The sequence below is a fragment of the Actinacidiphila cocklensis genome (assembly GCF_907177275.1).
Taxonomy (GTDB): Bacteria; Actinomycetota; Actinomycetes; order Streptomycetales; family Streptomycetaceae; genus Actinacidiphila; species Actinacidiphila cocklensis.
Genome location: NZ_CAJSLV010000057.1, coordinates 1 through 18,495 on the forward strand (window position 1 = coordinate 1; position 18,495 = coordinate 18,495).

18 protein-coding genes are annotated in these 18,495 nt (G+C 74.0%); 9 read left to right on the plus strand and 9 right to left on the minus strand.

Annotation, left to right across the window (positions count from 1 at the left end):
• From NFU81_RS18150 to NFU81_RS18170, 5 genes are all read right to left on the minus strand, one after another.
• Positions 1–730, minus strand: a 730-nt coding sequence (locus NFU81_RS18150) for a type ISP restriction/modification enzyme (RefSeq protein ID WP_303657548.1), incomplete at its 3' end; no start/stop codon positions are given.
• Between the two features lie 14 nt (positions 731–744).
• Entirely contained in the window at positions 745–1,491 is a 747-nt protein-coding gene (locus NFU81_RS18155) for a GntR family transcriptional regulator (RefSeq protein WP_251491343.1), read from the minus strand.
• 5 nt (positions 1,492–1,496) lie between these two features.
• On the minus strand, positions 1,497–2,804 hold the full coding sequence (gene hmgA, locus NFU81_RS18160) for a homogentisate 1,2-dioxygenase (protein ID WP_251491113.1): 1,308 nt from the start codon (positions 2,802–2,804) through the stop codon (positions 1,497–1,499).
• Positions 2,805–2,873: 69 nt separating this feature from the next.
• Complete coding sequence (locus tag NFU81_RS18165) at positions 2,874–3,614, minus strand: SGNH/GDSL hydrolase family protein (protein WP_251491115.1); 741 nt, start codon at positions 3,612–3,614, stop codon at positions 2,874–2,876.
• Position 3,615: 1 nt separating this feature from the next.
• Entirely contained in the window at positions 3,616–5,043 is a 1,428-nt protein-coding gene (locus NFU81_RS18170; RefSeq protein WP_251491117.1) for a DHA2 family efflux MFS transporter permease subunit, read from the minus strand.
• Between the two features lie 170 nt (positions 5,044–5,213).
• On the opposite strand from NFU81_RS18170, the gene NFU81_RS18175 reads away from it, so the two are divergent.
• The 5 genes from NFU81_RS18175 to NFU81_RS18195 all read left to right on the plus strand — a co-directional run bounded on the left by NFU81_RS18175 (position 5,214) and on the right by NFU81_RS18195 (position 11,700).
• Positions 5,214–5,858 (plus strand): TetR/AcrR family transcriptional regulator, encoded by a 645-nt coding sequence (locus tag NFU81_RS18175; RefSeq protein WP_251491119.1) that lies wholly within the window; start codon positions 5,214–5,216, stop codon positions 5,856–5,858.
• Positions 5,859–5,861: 3 nt separating this feature from the next.
• Positions 5,862–6,479: a TetR/AcrR family transcriptional regulator gene (locus NFU81_RS18180; protein ID WP_251491121.1), complete on the plus strand. Its 618-nt coding sequence runs from the start codon at positions 5,862–5,864 to the stop codon at positions 6,477–6,479.
• Between the two features lie 139 nt (positions 6,480–6,618).
• Positions 6,619–8,856, plus strand: coding sequence for a molybdopterin-dependent oxidoreductase (locus NFU81_RS18185; RefSeq protein ID WP_251491123.1), 2,238 nt, complete (start codon positions 6,619–6,621; stop codon positions 8,854–8,856).
• A gap of 170 nt (positions 8,857–9,026) precedes the next feature.
• The gene (locus NFU81_RS18190) at positions 9,027–10,508 is read left to right on the plus strand and encodes an aldehyde dehydrogenase family protein (RefSeq protein WP_251491125.1); all 1,482 of its coding nucleotides are present in this window, start codon (positions 9,027–9,029) and stop codon (positions 10,506–10,508) included.
• A 109-nt stretch (positions 10,509–10,617) separates the two neighbouring features.
• Positions 10,618–11,700 (plus strand): zinc-binding dehydrogenase, encoded by a 1,083-nt coding sequence (locus NFU81_RS18195; protein WP_251491127.1) that lies wholly within the window; start codon positions 10,618–10,620, stop codon positions 11,698–11,700.
• A 26-nt stretch (positions 11,701–11,726) separates the two neighbouring features.
• Here NFU81_RS18195 and NFU81_RS18200 read toward each other — a convergent pair whose 3' ends face one another.
• Complete coding sequence (locus tag NFU81_RS18200; protein WP_251491129.1) at positions 11,727–12,272, minus strand: DUF402 domain-containing protein; 546 nt, start codon at positions 12,270–12,272, stop codon at positions 11,727–11,729.
• A gap of 33 nt (positions 12,273–12,305) precedes the next feature.
• Entirely contained in the window at positions 12,306–13,043 is a 738-nt protein-coding gene (locus tag NFU81_RS18205; RefSeq protein ID WP_251491131.1) for a TetR/AcrR family transcriptional regulator, read from the minus strand.
• 124 nt (positions 13,044–13,167) lie between these two features.
• Between NFU81_RS18205 and NFU81_RS18210 the strand changes: the two genes are divergently transcribed.
• Both NFU81_RS18210 and NFU81_RS18215 read left to right on the plus strand, forming a co-directional pair.
• Complete coding sequence (locus tag NFU81_RS18210) at positions 13,168–14,322, plus strand: acyl-CoA dehydrogenase family protein (protein ID WP_251491345.1); 1,155 nt, start codon at positions 13,168–13,170, stop codon at positions 14,320–14,322.
• A 104-nt stretch (positions 14,323–14,426) separates the two neighbouring features.
• Positions 14,427–15,044, plus strand: coding sequence for a TetR/AcrR family transcriptional regulator (locus NFU81_RS18215; RefSeq protein WP_251491133.1), 618 nt, complete (start codon positions 14,427–14,429; stop codon positions 15,042–15,044).
• 25 nt (positions 15,045–15,069) lie between these two features.
• Here the strand turns inward: NFU81_RS18215 and NFU81_RS18220 are convergent, their stop codons facing one another.
• On the minus strand, positions 15,070–15,534 hold the full coding sequence (locus NFU81_RS18220) for a MaoC family dehydratase (protein ID WP_251491135.1): 465 nt from the start codon (positions 15,532–15,534) through the stop codon (positions 15,070–15,072).
• A 67-nt stretch (positions 15,535–15,601) separates the two neighbouring features.
• Entirely contained in the window at positions 15,602–16,726 is a 1,125-nt protein-coding gene (locus NFU81_RS18225) for an LLM class flavin-dependent oxidoreductase (protein WP_251491137.1), read from the minus strand.
• An 85-nt stretch (positions 16,727–16,811) separates the two neighbouring features.
• Here NFU81_RS18225 and NFU81_RS18230 point away from each other — a divergent pair, with 85 nt between their 5' ends.
• Both NFU81_RS18230 and NFU81_RS18235 read left to right on the plus strand, forming a co-directional pair.
• A complete protein-coding gene (locus NFU81_RS18230) occupies positions 16,812–17,645 on the plus strand; it encodes an MmyB family transcriptional regulator (RefSeq protein ID WP_251491139.1) in 834 nt (277 codons plus the stop codon).
• Between the two features lie 40 nt (positions 17,646–17,685).
• Positions 17,686–18,432, plus strand: coding sequence for an SAM-dependent methyltransferase (locus tag NFU81_RS18235; protein WP_251491141.1), 747 nt, complete (start codon positions 17,686–17,688; stop codon positions 18,430–18,432).
• Positions 18,433–18,495 lie beyond the last annotated feature (63 nt).

Sequence of the window (18,495 nt, forward strand, 5' to 3'; positions counted from 1 at the left end):
GCCGGGCGCCGCGGGTGTGCAGCCACAGCAGCCGGCGGCCCAGCGCGACGCCGCTGCGCCAGTCGCCGGGGTCGGCGGGCAGCGGCACCTCGCAGCCGCCGGGGGCGGGCCTCGCCGCGGCGGCGACCCAGGCCGCGATGTCCTGCGCGGTGACCTCGGCGGTCAGCCGCGTCGACAGCAACTCGGCGAGACCGGGCGCGAGGTTGGGGTCCCTGCCACCCGGCTGCCGGAACAGCGGGCGTATCCGGCCAGGGCGGCCCGCGGGAACGCTGCCGTCGGGCAGCAGCGCGCTGAAGGCCACGGCCGGCTCGTGCGTGTCGGGCAGCCAGGGCTGCTCGACGGCGAAGACCTGCCGGTCGTCGAGCACCCGCCACAACTCGGGCCGTGCGGCGTCGATCAGCCGGTGGTCGGGTATCAGCCACTGCCGGTCGTAGGCCCCGTGCTGGATCTCCACAGGTTCGGGGCAGGAGCCGTCCTCCCCGGCCAGGGCGGTGGTCGGGGTGCGGTGGCCGGGCAGTTGGGCGACCCGGGTGTGCAGCCCGCGTGCCCGGGTGGGGTGCAGCAGCGCCGTACGCTCCGCCTCGCCGACCGCCGCGGTGAACAGCGCCCAGCGGTCCCGCAGCGTGGCGGCGTCGGGGGCCGTCGGCCAGCCGCGGCCGATGCGCAGCGGGCGCACGGACCACGGCATCAGATCGTGCAGCAAAGGCGCGTCGTCGCTCACCGCATGCATGCTACTGACGCCGCTCAGGGTGCCTCCATCGTGACGGTGAAGGAGAAGCGGTCGCCGCGGTAGTGGATGCGCACCACGTCCACCGCCCGCCCCGACTCGTCGTAGGTGACTCCCGTGTAGTGCAGGATCGGGCTCAGCAGCGGCACCTGGAGCAGCCGGGCGGTCTCCGGGGCGGCAAGCCGCGCTTCCACGGTGTCGGTGATCCGGCTGATCCGCACCCCCAGTACGTCCCGCAGCACCTTGGTCATCGGCCAGCGCTCCAGGTCGGCCAGATCGATCCTGGCGGCAAGCTCGGGCCGGACGAAGTTCTCCGCCCAGTTGGTGGGTTCGCCCGTCTCGTCGCAGCGCAGCCGCCGGTAGGCGACCGCCTCGACCAGATCAGGGAAGTGCTCGCCCACCTCGGGCGGCAGCGCCGCCGGGCCGTGCTGGAGGACCGCCGTGTGCCCGCCCGACTGCTGGGCCACGATCGCGTCGACCGATCCCAGCAGCTTGACCGGTGCGCCGCGCAGCGCCGCCGGCTCTATGAAGGTGCCGCGCCTGCGATGCCGCGATATCAGGCCCTCCTCCTCCAGCTCCTTCAGCGCCTGGCGCATGGTGAGCACGCTCACGCCGTAGTGCCCGGCGAGGTCGTCCTCGGTCGGCAGCCGCAGCGGGTCGTCCGGGCGGCGGCCCAGTATCGAGGCGCGCAGCGACTGGGAGACCTGGTACCACAGCGGCAGTTTGCGGTTCAGGACCACGGAGTCGGGGGCGAAGGAGGTCACGGACGTCACAGTTGGAAGTTTCTCGCAAGTCCCTCCCACACCGTGTCGTAGCCCTGCTGCCGGTGGCTCGCGGACAGCGCGAACTCGGTGGGCACGACCGGCCAGCGGGTCTCGAACATGAACGCCAGCCCGTCGTCGACCCGTTGCGGTGTCAACTCCGCGGTGCTGGCCCGGTCGAACGTCGCCCGGTCGGGGCCGTGCGCCGACATCATGTTGTGCAGCGAGGCGCCGCCGGGCACGAAGCCCTCGGCCTTGGCGTCGTAGGCGCCTTCGACCAGGCCCATGAACTCCGACATCACGTTGCGGTGGAAGTACGGCGGGCGGAAGGTGTCCTCGCCGACCAGCCAGCGCGGCGCGAAGACCACGAAGTCCGCACCGGCCAGCCCGGGGGTGTCGGACGGCGAGGTCAGCACGGTGAAGATCGACGGGTCGGGGTGGTCGTAGCTGATCGAGCCCAGCACGTTGAAGCGGCGCAGGTCGTACAGGTAGGGCACGTGGCTGCCGTGCCAGGCGACCACGTCGAGCGGCGAGTGGTCGTAGCGGGCCGACCACAGGTTGCCGCCGAACTTGTTGATGACGTCGGTCTCCTCGTCCCCCTCCTCGTACGCGGCGACGGGGGCCAGGAAATCCCGGGCGTTCGCCAGCCCGTTGGCGCCGATCGGCCCCAGCTCGGGCAGCTGGAAGGGCCGCCCGTAGTTCTCGCACACGTAGCCGCGGGCGGTGCCGTCGGGCAGTTCGACCCGGAAGCGGACGCCGCGCGGGATCAGCGCGACGTGACCCGGCTCGGCGCGCATCACCCCCAACTCCGTGCGCAGCAGCAGCGCGCCCTGCTGCGGCACGATCAGGAACTCCCCGTCCGAGGAGGAGAACACCCGCTGCCGCATGGGGCGGTTGGCGGCATACCAGTGGATGCCGATGCCTTCGCGGCGCAGCACATCGCCGTTGCCGCCGACGGTGACCAGGCCCTGAACGAAGTCGGTCGGCGCCTCGGGCAGCGGCAGCGGACCCCAACGCAGCCGGTTGGGATCGGGCTCGACGTCCTGGAAGGGACCGCTGCGCAGCGACCCGTTCGGCACCCGGTGGAAAGGGGGGTGCGCGGCGGACGGGCGGACCCGGTAGAGCCAGCTGCGCCGGTTGTGCGCGCGTGGCTCGGTGAAGGCGGTACCGCTCAACTGCTCGGCATACAGCCCGAAGGGGGCGCGCTGCGGTGCGTTGCGCCCGACCGGGAGTGCGCCGGGCACGGCCTCGCTGCTGTGCTCGTTTCCGAAGCCCGCCGAGTAGTCGAGGTCCTTGCCGTCCAGGCTGATGTCCATGGTGCGCTCCCCGCGTCGTCGTCCTGATTCCTATGCTGAACCATAGGAATCAGGACGGCAACCCCCGCCTCAGGCCTGTGGACAACTCTCCCCACCGGTCGCGATCCGCCTGCTCAGCGCCCGTATCGTGGCCGCGGCGATCACCGCGTGCCCGCGGGCGGTGGCGTGGACGAGGTCGGCGGAGTAGAGGTCGCGGTCGCCGACGGCCGGGTGGTCGTACATATCGACCAGCACCGCCCCGTGGCGCTCCGCGGACCCGCGGACGATGCCGTTGAGCAGCGCGACACCCTGCTCCAGCGGCCCGCCGCGCAGTTCGGGCACCGCGGCGGCCACGTTCGCCAGCGCGAAGGCGAGCAGCGTGGTGCCGGGGGCGGCGAACCGGTCGAAGAGCAGGTCCATCTCGCGGGTGACGGCCGCGGGGGAGAAGCCGGGCAGCAGCAGGTCGTTGCCGCCGCAGACCACCGCGACCAGGTCGGGTGCGAAGGCCGCGGCGCGATCCGCCTGTTCCGCGCGCACCTGCGCGGTGGTCAGGCCGCGCAGGCCGAGATTGGTGTACACCGCGTCGGGTGCGGCGGAGCGCAGCGCCTCCGCGATCCGGTCCGCCCAGGAGGCCGCGCGGTAGCCGGGCAGCGGGTCGCCCAGGCCTTCGGCCAGGCTGTCGCCCACCACGGCGAAGCGCCGCCAGGGTGCGCCGCGCAGCAACTCCCCTCCCTCGTCCTCGCCCAGGCAGTGCGGGTCGGCGGCCTCGGCGGGATACGCGGCCGCCCAGCCGGTCGCGGCGAGCCGCGGGGTGCTCGGTTCGTGGATCACCTCAGGACTCCTTCACCAGGGTGCGGGCCATGGCCAGGCCCGCCAGGGCGGCGACCGCGGCCACCGCGCCGCAGGTCAGGAACACGTCGCGGTACGCCTGCGGTCCGGCGATCCCGTGCGCGGCGATCACCGACGCGGTGGCCGCCACCCCCAGGGAGCCGCCCAACTGCCGTGCGGTGGTGGTCATGCCGACGCCCGAGGCGAACTGCTGGGGCGGCAGCGACCTGGCGGCCGCGGTGGACAGCGCGGTCAGGGTGGCGCCGAAGGCCGCGCCGCCGATCAGGCCCATCGGCAGCCACAGCGCCAGGAACCGGGTGTCCGCACCCAGGCCGAGATATGCCCACACGCTCACCGCCGCGAAAGCGGCCATGGACACCCCGACCACCGCGGGCAGGTGGTGCGGCTTGGCCCGCTTGCCCACTGCCACGGCGGCGATCGCCGAGGTCAGCGCCCCGGGCGTGACGGCGAAGCCGGCCTTGAGCACCGAGTAGTGCCACACCGTGGTCAGGAACAGCGGGCTGCTGAGCAGCCAGCCGAAGAGCGCCGCGCCGGTGAAGGCGGCCGCGGTCGAGGCCGTCGCGAAGGTGCGGTTGCGGAACAGGGCTGTCTCGACGGCGGGCGCGGCATGGCGGGTGGAGCGCACCAGCGCGACGGCGATCAGGGCCGCTCCGCCCGCCACGCTCGCCACCGTGGCCGCCTCGGTCCAGCCCCAGTCGCTGCCCTTGGTGAGTCCCAGCACCAGCAGGGCGATGCCCGCCGTGACCGCGAGCGTGCCCAGCGGGTCGGGGAGCCGCCTCCGGGCTCCGGTGCTCTCGGGCAGGCCGCGGATTCCGGCGAGGACCAGGGCCGCGCCGACCGGCACGTTGATCAGGAAGACCGCCCGCCAGCCGAAGACGTCGACCAGGACGCCGCCGAGCGCGGGTCCTGCCGCGGTGGCCAGCGAGCCGGCCGCTCCCCAGGCGCCTATTGCCGCGGGGAGCCGCTGCGGCGGGGTCGTGGCGAGCAGCAGGCCGAGCGCGGCCGGGATCATGCCCGCCGCGGTCGCGCCCTGCAGGGCGCGTGCGGTGATCAACCACGGCAGGTTCGGCGCGCACGCGCAGAGGGCGGAGGTGACGGTGAAGCCGGCCAGCGAGGACAGGAAGAGCCGTTTGCGTCCGAAGGCGTCGGCGATCCGGCCCGCGGGGGTCAGCAGCGCGGCGAAGAGCACCGCGTAGCTGCTGACCACCCAGGACAGGTCGGAGACCCGGTCGGCGGGGAAGCTCCGCGCCAGGTCGGGGAAGGCGACGTTGACGACGGTGGTGTCGAGGAAGGCGATGAAGGTCGCCCCCGCGCTGAGCAGCAGGACGACACCGGGGCGCACGCCGGTGCCGGACGGGGACGGCTGCCCTGCCGCGGGTGGTGCGGGGGAGGTGGACGTGGGTGAGGACATGGCAGTCCTTGCCTTGGCGACAGAAACATACTGACGGTATGAAACATACATACCGAAGGTATGTGGATGTCAAGCACCGCCTTTGGCTAGGGTGGGCAGCACATCGACGAGGACGGGGGCAGGGCGGCACCGCTGCGGGCGGCGCCGCGGGCCGGCAGAGGAGGGTGGCCGTGGCGACAGCGCGTACGGCGGCGGCAGACGGCACCGGACGGCAGCCGCGCGCCCGCCCGACGCAGCAGGAACGCTCCGACGCGACCGTCGAGGACCTGCTGGCCGCCGCGCGGGCGCTCTTCGCGACCGCCGGCTACGCCGCCACCTCGCTCGACGCCGTCTGCGAGCGGGCAGGTGTCACCAAAGGCGCCCTCTACCACCACTTCGCCGGCAAGAAGCAGCTCTTCAGCGCCGTCTACACCCGCGAGCAGGAGCGCCTGGCCGCCCGGATCAGCAGCGCCTACCTCGCGGTCGCCGCGGACCCGTGGGAAGCGGTCTTCGAGGGCTCCCGGGCCTACCTGGAGGCCTCCCTCGACCCTGAGGTGCAGCGGATCACCCTCTTCGACGCGCCCGGCGCGCTCGGCTGGGAGGCGATGCGCGACCTGGGCGTCAACTGCCGCGAGCTGACCTACAAGGGCATCGCACGGGCCATCAGGAAGGGCGCCATCCCCGACCGCCCCGCCGACCCGCTGACCTCGATGCTCTACGGCGGCCTGAGCGAGAGCGCCATGGCCGTCGTCAGGGCCGCCGACCCGCAGGCGGCGCTGGCCGAGGCGCTCACCGACCTGCGCAGGCTCTTCGACGCGCTCGCCGCCGGGAGCTGACCGGTGGCCGGCGCCGCGGGCGCGTCCGGCGCCGACGGCGGGCTGCTGCGACGCGCGCCCGTGCAGCGGCGCAGCACCGAGCGGCTGGAGCGAATCCTCGACGCGTGCGCCCAACTGCTGGACGAGGCGGGCTACGAAAGGCTCAGCACCAGGGCGGTCGCCGCCCGTGCCGGTGTGCCGATCGGCTCGGTCTACCGCTTCTTCGCCGACAAGCGCGCGATGGCCGACGCGCTCGCCCACCGCAATCTCGACGACTTCCTCGACAGGACCGCGGCGCGGCTGGCCCGGCCGGACACCGGTGACGGCTGGCGTGCGGCCGTCGAGGTGCTGGTCGAGGAGTACACCGCGATGAAGCGCACCGCGCCCGGCTTCGCGCTGCTGGACTTCGGGGTGCCGGGCGAGACCAACCACGACCTCGCCGACCGGCTGCCCGCACTGCTCGGCGACCGGCTCACCACCGACCCCGCCGACCCCCGGCTGCGGCTCGCGCTGGTGATCGCCGTCGAGGCCGCGGACGCCGCCCTCCACCTGGCCTTCCGCACCGACCCGGACGGCGACCCCCGGGTCGTCGCCGAGGCCAAGCAGCTGGTCCTGGCCTATCTCGCCACGGTGCTCGACTGACCCGCGGCGGCCTCGGCCACCGCCGACCGCACGACGGCGTACCGATGTCCGCCGCTCCGGGCGGTGCCGATGTCAGTACCGGTCGGTAGTGTCGGGGACGAACGCGCGCCAGTGCCGTCGCCGTCCAGGGGAGTCACCGATGACCCGTACCGCTCTGCGTATCTGCCCACTGTGCGAGGCCACCTGCGGCCTCGTCCTGACGATCGACCAGGAGCGGGTCACGCACGCCCGCGGTGACCGCGACGACGTCTTCAGCGCCGGCTTCGTCTGCCCGAAGGGCGCCTCCTTCGGCGCGCTCGACGCCGACCCCGACCGGCTCACCCGCCCGCTGGTGCGCAGGGACGGCCGCCTGGTGGAGGCGAGTTGGGCCGAGGCGTTCGAGGCCGTCGCGGCGGGCATCGGCGCGGTCACCGCGGAGCACGGCGGCGAGGCCGTCGGCGTCGTCCTGGGCAATCCCAACGTCCACACGATGGCCGGCGGGCTCTACCCGGCGCAGCTGGTCGCCGCGCTGCGCACCCGCAGCGTCTTCACCGCGAGCACCCTGGACCAGATGCCCAAGCACGTCAGCTGCGGCTACCTCTTCGGCGACCCCAACGCGATCCCGGTGCCCGACCTCGACCGCACCGACCACCTGGTGCTGATCGGTGCCAACCCGCTGGTCTCCAACGGCAGTCTGGCCACGGCGGCGGACTTCCCCGGCAAGCTCAAGGCGCTGCGGCGGCGCGGCGGCCGGCTGACCGTCGTCGACCCCAACCGCACCAGGACCGCCGCGGCGGCCGACCGCCATGTCGCGCCCCGGCCGGGCACCGACGCGGCGCTGCTCTTCGCCATGGTCCAGGTGCTCTTCGCCGAGGGCCTCGCCGACCCGGGCGAGCTTGCACCGCATCTGAGCGGCGTGGCGGAAGTCCGCGCCATGGCCGCGGATTTCACCCCCGAGTCCGTCGCCGCATATTGCGACGTGCCCGCCGAGGACATCCGCACCCTCGCGCGGGAACTGGCCGCCGCGGAGCGGGCCGCGGTCTACGGGCGGCTGGGCAGCACCGCCGTGGAGTTCGGCACCCTGGCCAGCTGGCTGGTCGACGTCCTCAACGCGCTGACCGGGAACCTCGACCGGCCGGGCGGCGCGATGTTCCCGCTGTCGGCCACCGCCAGGGCGCCGCGGCCGCCGCGTCCCGGCCGGGGCTTCACCACCGGGCGCTGGCACAGCCGGGTGTCGGGACACCCCGAGGTCAAGGGCGAACTGCCCGCCGCCGCCCTCGCCGAGGAGATCGACACGCCGGGGGAGGGCCGGCTGCGCGCCCTGGTCGTCGTCGCGTCCAACCCGGTGCTCTCCGCACCCGACGGCCTGCGCACGGACCGCGCGCTGGCCGGGCTCGACTTCATGGTCAGCGTCGATCCGTATCTCAACGAGACGTCACGGCACGCCCACGTCGTCCTGCCGCCGCCCCCGCCGGCCCGCAGCGCGCACTACGACTTCGCGTTCAGCACCCTCGCAGTCCGCAACACCGTCCGCTACAGCCCGCCCGCCGTCCCGCTCGCCGCCGGTACACCGGACGAACCGGAGATCCTGGCGCGGCTGATCCTCGCCGTCCTCGGCCAGGGCGGCCCCGACGCCGACCCGGCACTCGTCGACGGGCAGGCGGTGATGCGCAGGCTCGGCTCCGAGACCGCGGACGCGGACTCGCCGGTCCACGGCAGGGACCCCGCGGACGTGGCCGCACTGCTCGGCGGGCGCACCGGCTACGAGCGGCGGCTCGACCTGATGCTGCGGCTGGGCCCTTACGGCGACGGCTTCGGCGCGGAGCTGGACGGCCTCACCCTGGCCACGCTCCTCGACCACCCGCACGGCATCGACCTGGGGCCGCTGGGCTCCCGGCTGCCCGCCGTGCTGCGCACCGCCTCCGGCACCGTCGAGCTGGCCGCGGCGCCGATCGCCGGGGATGTACCGCGGCTGCTGGCGGCCGTGGCCGGTGGCGACGAGCGGCGGTCGCTGGTCCTGATCGGGCGGCGCCACCTGCGGTCCAACAACAGCTGGATGCACAATGTGCCGGTCCTGACCGGTGGCAGCAACCGCTGCACCGCCCAGCTGCACCCCGAGGACGCCGCCCGGCTGGGCCTGGCGGACGGCGCGCTGGCCCGCATCAAGGGCGACGGCGGCGAGATCACCGCCCCGGTGGAGATCACCGACACGCTGCGCCGCGGAGTGGTGTGCCTGCCCCACGGCTGGGGCCACGACCGCACCGGCACCCGGCTGACCGCCGCCTCGCGCGAGCCGGGGGCCAACGTCAACCAGCTGCTGGACGGCAGCCGCCTCGACCCGCTGTCCGGCACCGCGGTGCTCAACGGCTTCCCGATACAGGTGGAGCCGGCCGGCTGACCGTTCCGTCCGCAGCCGGTGCGGCGGGCGCACGTACGTCCGGGCGGCTTTCGTCCGTGCGTGGCGCACAGGTGACCCAGGGCACGCGACGGACCCTGGCAACCTAAAACTATCGGCGCTAGTTTGGGCGTCGGACGCAGTGGCGACTCGGAGGGCGGCAGGTGGACGGCATGGCTGACGGCGGCGGCACGGACAGGTCGGACGTGGCGGGCGGCGCAGGCGGCGCGGCCCGGGGGAGCGGCGGCGGGATCTACCGCGGGCAGGAGGCGGTCTTCGTCGACGGCCGGTGGCGGCCCGCCGCGGGCGACGGCACGATCGACGTCGTGGACCCGGCCACCGAGCAGGTCATCGGCCGGGTCCCGGCCGGCACCGCGCTCGACGTGGACACCGCCGTACGGGCCGCCCGTACCGCGCTGCCCGGCTGGGCGGCCACCCCGCCCGCCGAGCGTGCCGCGGTCCTGGCCGCGGCACGCGACCTGCTCGCCGCCCGCCGGGAGGAGATCGCCGCCACCGTGTCCGCGGAGCTGGGTGCGCCGCCGGCCTTCGCCACCGCCGTGCACGCCGACCTGCCCACCGCCGTGATGGCCTCCTACGCCGAACTGGCCGCGGCGCACCCCTTCGAGGAGCGGGTCGGCAATTCACGGGTGCTCCAGGAGCCGGTCGGCGTGGTGGGCGCGATCACGCCGTGGAACTACCCGCTGCACCAGATCGTCGCCAAGGTCGCCCCCGCACTCGCCGCCGGCTGCACCGTGGTGCTCAAGCCCGCCGAGGACACCCCGCTGGTGGCGCAGCTCTTCGCCGACATCCTGGCCGCCGCGGGGCTGCCCGCCGGGGTCTTCAACCTGGTCACCGGGCTCGGCCCGGTCGCGGGCCAGGCGCTCGCCGAGCATCCCGGCGTGGACCTGGTGTCCTTCACCGGCTCCACGGCAGTCGGGCGGCAGATCGGTGCGACGGCGGGCGCGGCCGTCAAGCGCGTCGCCCTCGAACTGGGCGGCAAGTCGGCGAACGTGATCCTGCCGGGCGCCGACCTTGCCCGCGCCGTCAACGTCGGCCTGGCGAACGTCTTCGCCAACTCGGGCCAGACCTGCAGCGCCTGGACGCGGATGCTGGTCGACGCCGCGCGCTACGACGAAGCCGTCGCCATTGCCGCGGCCGCCACGGCGAAGTACGTGCCGGGCGACCGGCTCGGCCCGGTCGTCAACGCCAGGCAGCGCGACCGGGTGCGCGGCTACATCCGGCGCGGGCAGGAGGAGGGCGCCAGGATCGTGGCCGGCGGCCCCGACGCCCCGGAGGGCATGGAGACCGGCTACTACGTGCGTCCCACCGTGTTCGCCGACGTGCGGCCCGACATGGCGATCGCCCAGGAGGAGATCTTCGGCCCGGTCGTCGTCATGATCCGCTACGAGGACGAGGAGGACGCGCTGCGGATCGCCAACGGCACGGTCTACGGGCTGGCCGGCGCGGTCTGGGGTGCCGACGAGGAGTCCGCCGTCGCCTTCGCCCGCCGGATGGACACCGGCCAGGTGGACATCAACGGCGGCCGCTTCAACCCGCTGGCGCCCTTCGGCGGCTACAAGCAGTCCGGCGTCGGCCGCGAGCTGGGCGCGCACGGCCTGGCCGAATACCTCCAGACCAAGTCGCTGCAGTTCTGACACCAGAGGAGGCCCGGGGCGGCCCGGGACTGCCGAGGACCGCCCCTGAGCCCCGCCCGGGCCGACAAGACGCCCCACCGACACGTCGCCGAACCGATCAGGAGACCCCGTGGTCCGCGCAGCCGTCCTGCCAGCCGTCAACGCACCCTTGGTCGTCACCGAGATCGACCTGCCGGAGCCCGGTCCCGGCCAGGTGCGGGTACGGCTGGCCGCCGCCGGCGTCTGCCACTCCGACCTCTCGCTGTCCAACGGCACCCTGCGCCAGCCGGTCCCCGCCGTACTCGGCCACGAGGGCGCGGGCACCGTCACCGCCGTCGGCGACGGCGTCGGCCATGTGGCCCCCGGCGACAAGGTGGTGCTCAACTGGGCGCCCGCCTGCGGCAGCTGCCACTTCTGCGGGCTCGGCGAGGTGTGGCTGTGCGCCAACTCGGGCAACGCCGCCGCGACCCCCTACGCCACCCTCGCCGCCGACGGCAGCGCGCTCCACCCGGGCCTGGGCACCGCCGTCTTCGCCGAGGAGACGGTCGTGGCGGCCGGCGCCGTCCTCCCGCTGCCCGACGGAGTGCCGCTCACCGACGCCGCCCTGCTCGGCTGCGCGGTGCTCACCGGCTACGGGGCGGTCCACCACGCCGCCGCCGTACGCCCCGGCGAGTCGGTGGCCGTCTACGGCGTCGGCGGGGTGGGCCTCGCGGTGCTGCAGTCCGCCAGGATCGCGGGCGCGGAGCGGATCGTCGCCGTCGACGTTGCCCCCGGCAAGGAGGAGCTGGCCAGGGCCGCGGGCGCCACCGACTTCGTCGTCGCGGGCGAGGACACCGCCCGGCAGGTCCGCCGCCTCACCGGCGGCCACGGAGCCGACGTCGCCATCGAGTGCGTGGGCCGGGCCGACACCATCCGCACCGCTTGGTCCTCCACGCGGCGCGGCGGCCGTACGACCGTGGTCGGCATCGGCGGCCAGGACCAGAAGGTCACCTTCTCCGCGCTGGAACTGTTCTACTTCGGCCGGACGTTGTCCGGGTGCGTGTACGGCAACTGCGACCCGGCGCAGGATCTCCCCGTGCTCGCCGGGCACGTCCGCGAGGGCCGCCTCGACCTGTCCGGCATGGTCACCGAACACATCGGGCTGGACGGCATCCCCGCCGCGTTCGAGGCGATGACCGCGGGTCGCGGCGGCAGGGCGCTGGTCGTCTTCTGAGCGCCCGCCGCCGCCCTGCGGAGCCCTTAGGCCGCCCCGCCGACCATCGCCAGCCATCCCCGGTGGACCCCGTCGAAGGGGCCGCGGGCCGCCGCGATCGCGTCCATCAGCCAGCCCGCCGACTCCTGGGCCGAGGAGATGACGTCGGCCGAATAGCCGTAGTGCACCTGGTGCTCGGCGAACTCGTCCTCGTCGACCAGGATCGGCCCCGGCGCGGAGCGCCTGAGCAGCACGTCGAGGTCGAGGTCGACCATGGTGACCTCGTCCGGCGACGGCCACTGCGGCGGGGTGGTGATGTCGCAGTAGATCTCGGTGCTGCGCGGCGCCGCGTTGAAGGCCGCCGTCCACCACGCCTCGCGCGGGAAGAGCAGCACATGCGCCTCGGCCATCGCTATCTCGGGGTTGTGGCCCTTGCGCATCACGCTGTCCGCGGGCAGGCCGAGCCAGATGCCGTGCTCGTCCTCGCCGAGCCGGTGCATGCGCAGGTTCCAGTGCAGGGAGCCGTCGTACTTGCGGTAGTTGACCTGGACGAGCCGTCGCGTGCCCGCCTGAGCTGAATCCGGTGTCGACATGGCGCCATCCTGTCAGCCGCCACCGACCGGACGTCAGCCGTTATTGCCCGCGTCCGACTGCCCGTTCGCACGCCTGCCAGGCCAAGCGTCCTGCTGCCCGTCCGCACGCCCGTCCGGCTGCCCGCCGGGCCGTCCGCCCTGCCGCGCGTCCGCGAACTGCAGCGCCAGCCCGTCGACCAGTGCCCGCAGCCCGGTCTCGAAGGCGCCCTCGTCGACCCGTTCGCGGTTCCTGGCCAGCAGATGCGCCTGACCCAGGTGCGGGTAGTCGGCGGGGTCGTAGGCGTCCGCGTCGCCCACGAAGCCGCCCGCGAAGGAGCCGAGCGCGGAACCGGTGACGAAGTACCGCATGAGCGCGCCGATCCGGGTGGCCTGGGCCGGCGGCCAGCCCGCCTCCACCATGCCGCCGAAGACGGCGTCGGCCATCCGCAGTCCCGCCGGGCGCAGGCCGGGTCCCGTGGCGAGGAGAGGGACGATGTTCGGGTGCTCGCTCAGGGCCGCGCGATAGGAGCGGCCCCAGTCGAGCAGCGCCTGACGCCAGTCCCGGCCGCCGCTGAACATCGACAGGTCGACCTGGCCGACCACCGCGTCGGCGGCCGCGTCCAGGATCGCCTCCTTGGTGGCGAAGTGGTTGTAGAGCGAAGGGCCGCTGACGCCCAGCTCCGCCGCCAGCCGCCGGGTGGACAGCGCGGCCAGGCCCTCCCCGTCGACGAGCGCGAGCGCCGCTGTGACGATGCGGTCGCGGCTGAGCAGGGGCTTGCGGGGGCGGGCCATGCGGCACATAGTAGAGGCTTCCCCGCCGAAAACTAGCGGCGGTAGTTTAGGTGCCGGACCGCTGGACGGCACAGATGGCACAGATGGCACACGAGAGCGTGCGGATGAGGGTGCGGATATGGCAGTGAGTTTCGGGCTGTCCGCGGAACAGGCCGACATCAAGGCCCTGGCGAGGGACTTCGCCGACCGCGAGGTCGCTCCGCACGCCGCGGAGTGGGACCGCGCGGAGGCCGTGGACCGCGCCGTCGTGAAGAAGCTCGGCGCGGTCGGCTTCCTCGGCCTGACCATCGACGAGGAGTACGGCGGCTCCGGCGGCGACCATCTGGCCTACTGCCTGGTCACCGAGGAGCTGGGCCGGGCGGACTCGTCCGTGCGCGGCATCGTGTCCGTCTCCCTCGGCCTGGTCGCCAAGTCGGTCGCGCACTGGGGCACCGAGGAGCAGAAGCGGGCCTGGCTGCCCAGGCTGACCTCCGGCGAGGCGATCGGCTGCTTCGGCCTCACCGAGCCCGGCACCGGCTCCGACGCGGCCAACCTGACCACCCGCGCGGTCCGCGACGGGGACGCGTACGTCATCACTGGCGGCAAGACCTTCATCACCAACGGGACCTGGGCCGACGTCGTCCTGCTCTTCGCCCGCACCGGCAGCGCGCAGGACGGGCACCGGGGCGTCAGCGCCTTCCTGGTGCCGGCCGACACGCCGGGCCTCACCCGCCGTGCCATCCACGGCAAGCTCGGCCTGCGCGGCCAGGCGACGGCCGAGCTCGTCCTCGACGGCGTACGGGTGCCGGCGGACGCCATGCTCGGGCCGGCGGGCAAGGGCTTCTCGGTGGCGATGTCGGCGCTGGCCAAGGGTCGGATGTCGGTGGCCGCCGGCTGTGTCGGCATCGCGCAGGCGTGCCTGGACGCGGCGGTCGGCTACGCCGGGCAGCGCGAGCAGTTCGGGGTGCCGATCGCGGGGCATCAGCTGGTACAGGAGCTGCTGGCCGACATCGCGGTGGACGTGGCCACCGCCCGGCTGCTGACCTGGCAGGTCGCCGACCTGATCGACCGCGGGCTGCCCTTCGCGACCGAGTCGTCGGTGGCGAAGCTGCACGCGAGCGAGGCGGCGGTGCGCTGCGCGAACAACGCGCTCCAGGTCTTCGGCGGTTACGGCTACATCGACGAGTACCCGGTGGGCAAGCTGCTGCGGGACGCCCGGGTCATGACCCTGTACGAGGGCACGAGCCAGATACACAAGCTGCTGATCGGCCGGTCGCTCACCGGCGTGTCCGCCTTCTGAGGGGAGGCCGGGCGAGGCGGCGGAAAGGCCGCAGGCCCTAAGCGCTTGCTCACCCGCCAGGTAGGGTGTGACCCTGTCAACCGACCGGGTCAGAGGAGCGTGCGATGAGTGCCGAGGCGGCAACCGGCGAGGCGTGGGAGGACATCACCCCCGACGCCGCCAGGCGGCTGGTGGTCGCGGCGGTGCAGGCGTTCGCGGAACGCGGCTACCACGCCACCACCACCCGGGACATCGCCGGCCGGGCCGGGATGAGCCCGGCGGCGCTGTACATCCACTACAAGACCAAGGAAGAGCTGCTCTACCAGATCAGCAGGGTCGGCCACCAGCGCTCGCTCGCCATGCTCGGCGAGGCGCGGGACGGCGGCGGCACCGCCGCCGACCGGCTCGCCACGGCGGTGCGGGCCTTCGTCCGCTGGCACGCGGAGCACCACACCACCGGGCGGGTGGTGCAGTACGAACTCGGAGCGCTCGCGCCCGACCACTACGCCGAGATCGTCGTCCTGCGGCGGCAGAGCGAGGACGCGATCCGCACGATCATCGCCGACGGTGTGGCCGCCGGCGAGTTCGACGTGCCGGAGGTGTCCGGTACGACGCTGGCCGTGCTGTCGCTGTGCATCGACGTGGCCCGCTGGTTCAACCCGGCCGGCCGGCGTACGCCCGACGAGGTCGGCGCGCTCTACGCCGACCTCGTGCTGCGGATGGTCGGCCCGGGTCAGAGGTAGCGGCTCGGCGGCCGGCCGGCGGCGGTCAGAGGTAGAAGCGTGCGACCGTCTCGGCCACGCAGACCGGCTTGTCGCCGCCCTCGCGCTCGATGGTCACCCGGGTGACCAGCTGCAGGCCGCCGCCCGCCTCGGTCAGTTCGGCCACCACCGCGGTCGCGCGCAGCCGGGAGCCGACCGGGACGGGGGAGGGGAAGCGCACCTTGTTGACCCCGTAGTTGACGCCCATCCGCACGCCCTCGACCCGGAAGAGCTGCGGGGTCAGCGACGGGATCAGCGACAGCGTCAGGAAGCCGTGCGCGATGGTCGTGCCGAACGGGCCTGCCGCGGCGCGCTCCGGGTCGACGTGGATCCACTGGTGGTCGCCGGTGGCCTCGGCGAAGGCGTCGATGCGCTTCTGGTCGATCTCCAGCCAGTCCGTCCAGCCGAGCTGCTCGCCGACGGCGGCCCGCAGTTCGTCGGGCGAAGCGAAGACGCGGGGCTGCTGGGACATGGTCGGGGCCTCCGGGGTCCATAGGTTTCCAAGCGCTTGCTCAGCATGGTTCCGGCGACCCCGGCTGTCAACGGCGCCGCACGCCCGCCGCGTCCGGCCGCGGACCTTCGCCACCGGCTGCGCCGGGAGCCTCGGGTACGCCGGCGAGCAGGGCGTTCAGCGCGGGCCGCAACGCCACCAGCCGGTCCAGCTGGGCGAGCTGGGCGGGGATGTCGGGGGCCGCGATCCGGATCACCAGATGCCGCGCGCCCTGGGCGACGTAGCGGCCCAGCTGCTCCACCACCGCCTCCGGCGTGCCCGCCGCGTTCGCCTGGATCTTCTCCATCTCCTCCACCGGCAGCCCGTAGTTCGCCCTCGCGTACGCGTCCAGGGCCGCGCGCCCGCCGTCCGCCGCGTCGGTGACCAGGGTGTTCACGAACAGTGCGGGCGTCAGCGGGGCGTCGGCGCGGCCCGCCCCGCCCGCGGCGGCCCGGATCGCGGCCAGCCCCGCGCCGTAGTCGGCCGGGTCGGGGGGATACGGCAGCCAGCCGTCGTAGAGCCGCCCGGTGCGGGCCAGTGCGGCGGGGGTGGCGCCGCCGAGCCAGACCGGCGGGCCGCCGGGGCGGAAGGGGCGGGTGGCCGGCAGGAGGTCGTCGAAGTGCAGCACCTTGCCGTGGAAGGACAGCGGACCCTCGCTCGTCCACAGCCGGCGCCACAGCGCCACCGTCTCGTCGAGCCGGGTGAAGCGGTTCTCCCAGGGAGTGCCCGCCATCGCGTAGACCGGCCGCCCGAAGCGGCCGGGGAAGCCCGCGCCGACGCCCAGCACCAGCCGTCCGCCGGACAGCAGGTCGACCGACGCGATGGTTTGTGCGGCCTGGACGGGCGTACGCAGCGCGGGCAGCAGCGCGCCGGTGCCCAGCGTCACCCGTTCCGTCACGGCGGCGAGCGCGGCCAGCGCGGTGAGCGCCTCCAGCCGCGGGGTGAGCAGGGAGTCGGTGGTCCACAGCGAGTCGAAGCCGGTGCGCTCGGCGCGCACACCGAAGGCGACCGCCTCCCGGGGATCGGTGTGCTCGCTCCACTGGGCCTTCGTGCTGGGGACGAAGACGCCCATCCGGACGGTGTCGCCCGAGGCGTCGGCGTCCGGGGCGGGGCCGTCCGGGGCGGGGCCGGTGCCCTCGCGGGTCTGCGTGGTTTCGGTGAACGCGCTTGTCATGCCGCAGATCGTGAGCCGAGCCGGGCATCGCCTCAATTCCCGGCAGGGAATGGCCGCTGCCCACCGACCGGGCTAGAAAGGAGCCGTGAACGCCCCTCGGACCCTCGCCCCGCCCACTCCGCAGCCCTTCCCGCAGGCCCTGCGTGCCAGCCGCAGCCGCCGCCGGCTGAGCCAGCTGGAGCTGGCGCTGCGCGCGGGCACCACCCAGCGGCACATCAGCTTCATCGAGAACGGCAGGTCGACACCGGGGCGCGCGCTGGTCGCCAGGATCGCCGACTCGCTCGCCCTGCCCCTGCGGGAGCGCAACGGCCTGCTGCTGGCCGCCGGATACGCGCCCGTGCACCCGCAGCGCGACCTCACCGACCCCGCGCTCGCCCCGGCACTCGAAGCGCTCGACCACATCCTGACCGGCCATCTGCCGTATCCGGCGATCGTCGTCGACCGCTACGGCGACCTGGTCGCCGCCAACTCCGCCTTCGGCGTGATGACCGAGGGGGCCGACCCGGCGCTGCTCGGCCCGCGGCAGAACATCCTGCGGCTGGCGCTGCACCCGAGGGGAATGGCGCCGCGCATCCGCAACTTCCCGCAGTGGGCGCTCCATGTCATCGAGGCGCTGCGCGAGGAGCAGCGGCGCAATCCGGACGACCGGCTGGCCGCGCTGCACGACGAACTCGCCGGCTATGTACCGCCGCTGACGCCGTCGCCCGGTTCCGCGGCAGGGCAGGGGGCGGGCACCGAGGCGCTGCTCGGCTTCACCGTGCCCATGGAGCTGGAGTCCGCCGGCCGCGGGCTGCTGCGGCTGATGACCACAGTCGCGGTCTTCGCCACCGCCGCCGACGTGACCATTGCCGAGCTGAAACTGGAGGCGTTCCTGCCGGCCGACCGTGCCACGGCGGACGCGCTGCGGAAGGATGCCTGACACACCGGCCGGAGTGCCGGGCATCCGACCGAGGAGCCGTATGAGCCTGCGCCACCACGAGATCGCCGAGTCCCGGCACCGCATCCTCAACCCCATCACCGAGGAGAAGCTGATGCTGCTCGGTGAGATCTGCCGGTTGCAGCCGGGCCGGCGTCAGCTCGACCTGGCCTGCGGCAAGGGCGAGATGCTCACCCGGTGGGCGGAGCGGCACGGCATCGGCGGGGTCGGCGTCGACCTCAGCGAGGTCTTCCTGACCGCCGCCAGGGAGCGGGCGGCCGAACTCGGCGTCTCCGAAAGGGTGAGTTTCGAGCGCGGAGACGCCGGTAAATACCAGGCGGAAGCCGCCGACTTCGACGTCGTGTCCTGCATCGGCGCCACCTGGATCGGCGGCGGCCTGGCCGGCACGATCGAGCTGTTGCGCCCCGCCCTGCGGCCCGGCGGCCTGATGCTGATCGGCGAGCCGTACTGGACGGAACCCGCCCCCGAGGCGGCGCTGGAGGCGATCGGCGCCGAGGCCGACGACTTCACCTCGCTGGTCGGCACCCTCGACCGCTTCGAGGCGGCGGGCATGGACCTGCTGGAGATGGTGCTCGCCGACGGCGACAGCTGGGACCGCTACGCCGCTGAGCAGTGGTTCGCGATCGCGGACTGGCTGCGCGACACCCCGGCCGACCACCCCGACGCGGCCGACATGCGCGACTTCCTCGACCACGGCCGCCGTACCCACCTGGAGTGGAACCGCCGGTATCTGGGCTGGGGCGTGTTCGTGCTGCGCGCGGCGGGCTGAGGGCGGCCGCCGCGGGCCGTGCTGCGCGCGGTGGCCGGAACGAGCCGAGTTGTGAGGAATCCG

What these genes read in the sequence shown, in the direction of transcription:
- hmgA (WP_251491113.1), bottom strand. Translation starts at nt 2,804, where the DNA reads ATGGACATCAGCCTGGACGGCAAGGACCTCGACTACTCGGCGGGCTTC.
- NFU81_RS18170 (WP_251491117.1), bottom strand. Translation starts at nt 5,043, where the DNA reads ATGTCCTCACCCACGTCCACCTCCCCCGCACCACCCGCGGCAGGGCAG.
- NFU81_RS18185 (WP_251491123.1), top strand. Translation starts at nt 6,619, where the DNA reads ATGACCCGTACCGCTCTGCGTATCTGCCCACTGTGCGAGGCCACCTGC.
- NFU81_RS18190 (WP_251491125.1), top strand. Translation starts at nt 9,027, where the DNA reads ATGGCTGACGGCGGCGGCACGGACAGGTCGGACGTGGCGGGCGGCGCA.
- NFU81_RS18200 (WP_251491129.1), bottom strand. Translation starts at nt 12,272, where the DNA reads ATGTCGACACCGGATTCAGCTCAGGCGGGCACGCGACGGCTCGTCCAG.
- NFU81_RS18205 (WP_251491131.1), bottom strand. Translation starts at nt 13,043, where the DNA reads ATGGCCCGCCCCCGCAAGCCCCTGCTCAGCCGCGACCGCATCGTCACA.
- NFU81_RS18215 (WP_251491133.1), top strand. Translation starts at nt 14,427, where the DNA reads ATGAGTGCCGAGGCGGCAACCGGCGAGGCGTGGGAGGACATCACCCCC.
- NFU81_RS18220 (WP_251491135.1), bottom strand. Translation starts at nt 15,534, where the DNA reads ATGTCCCAGCAGCCCCGCGTCTTCGCTTCGCCCGACGAACTGCGGGCC.
- NFU81_RS18225 (WP_251491137.1), bottom strand. Translation starts at nt 16,726, where the DNA reads ATGACAAGCGCGTTCACCGAAACCACGCAGACCCGCGAGGGCACCGGC.
- NFU81_RS18235 (WP_251491141.1), top strand. Translation starts at nt 17,686, where the DNA reads ATGAGCCTGCGCCACCACGAGATCGCCGAGTCCCGGCACCGCATCCTC.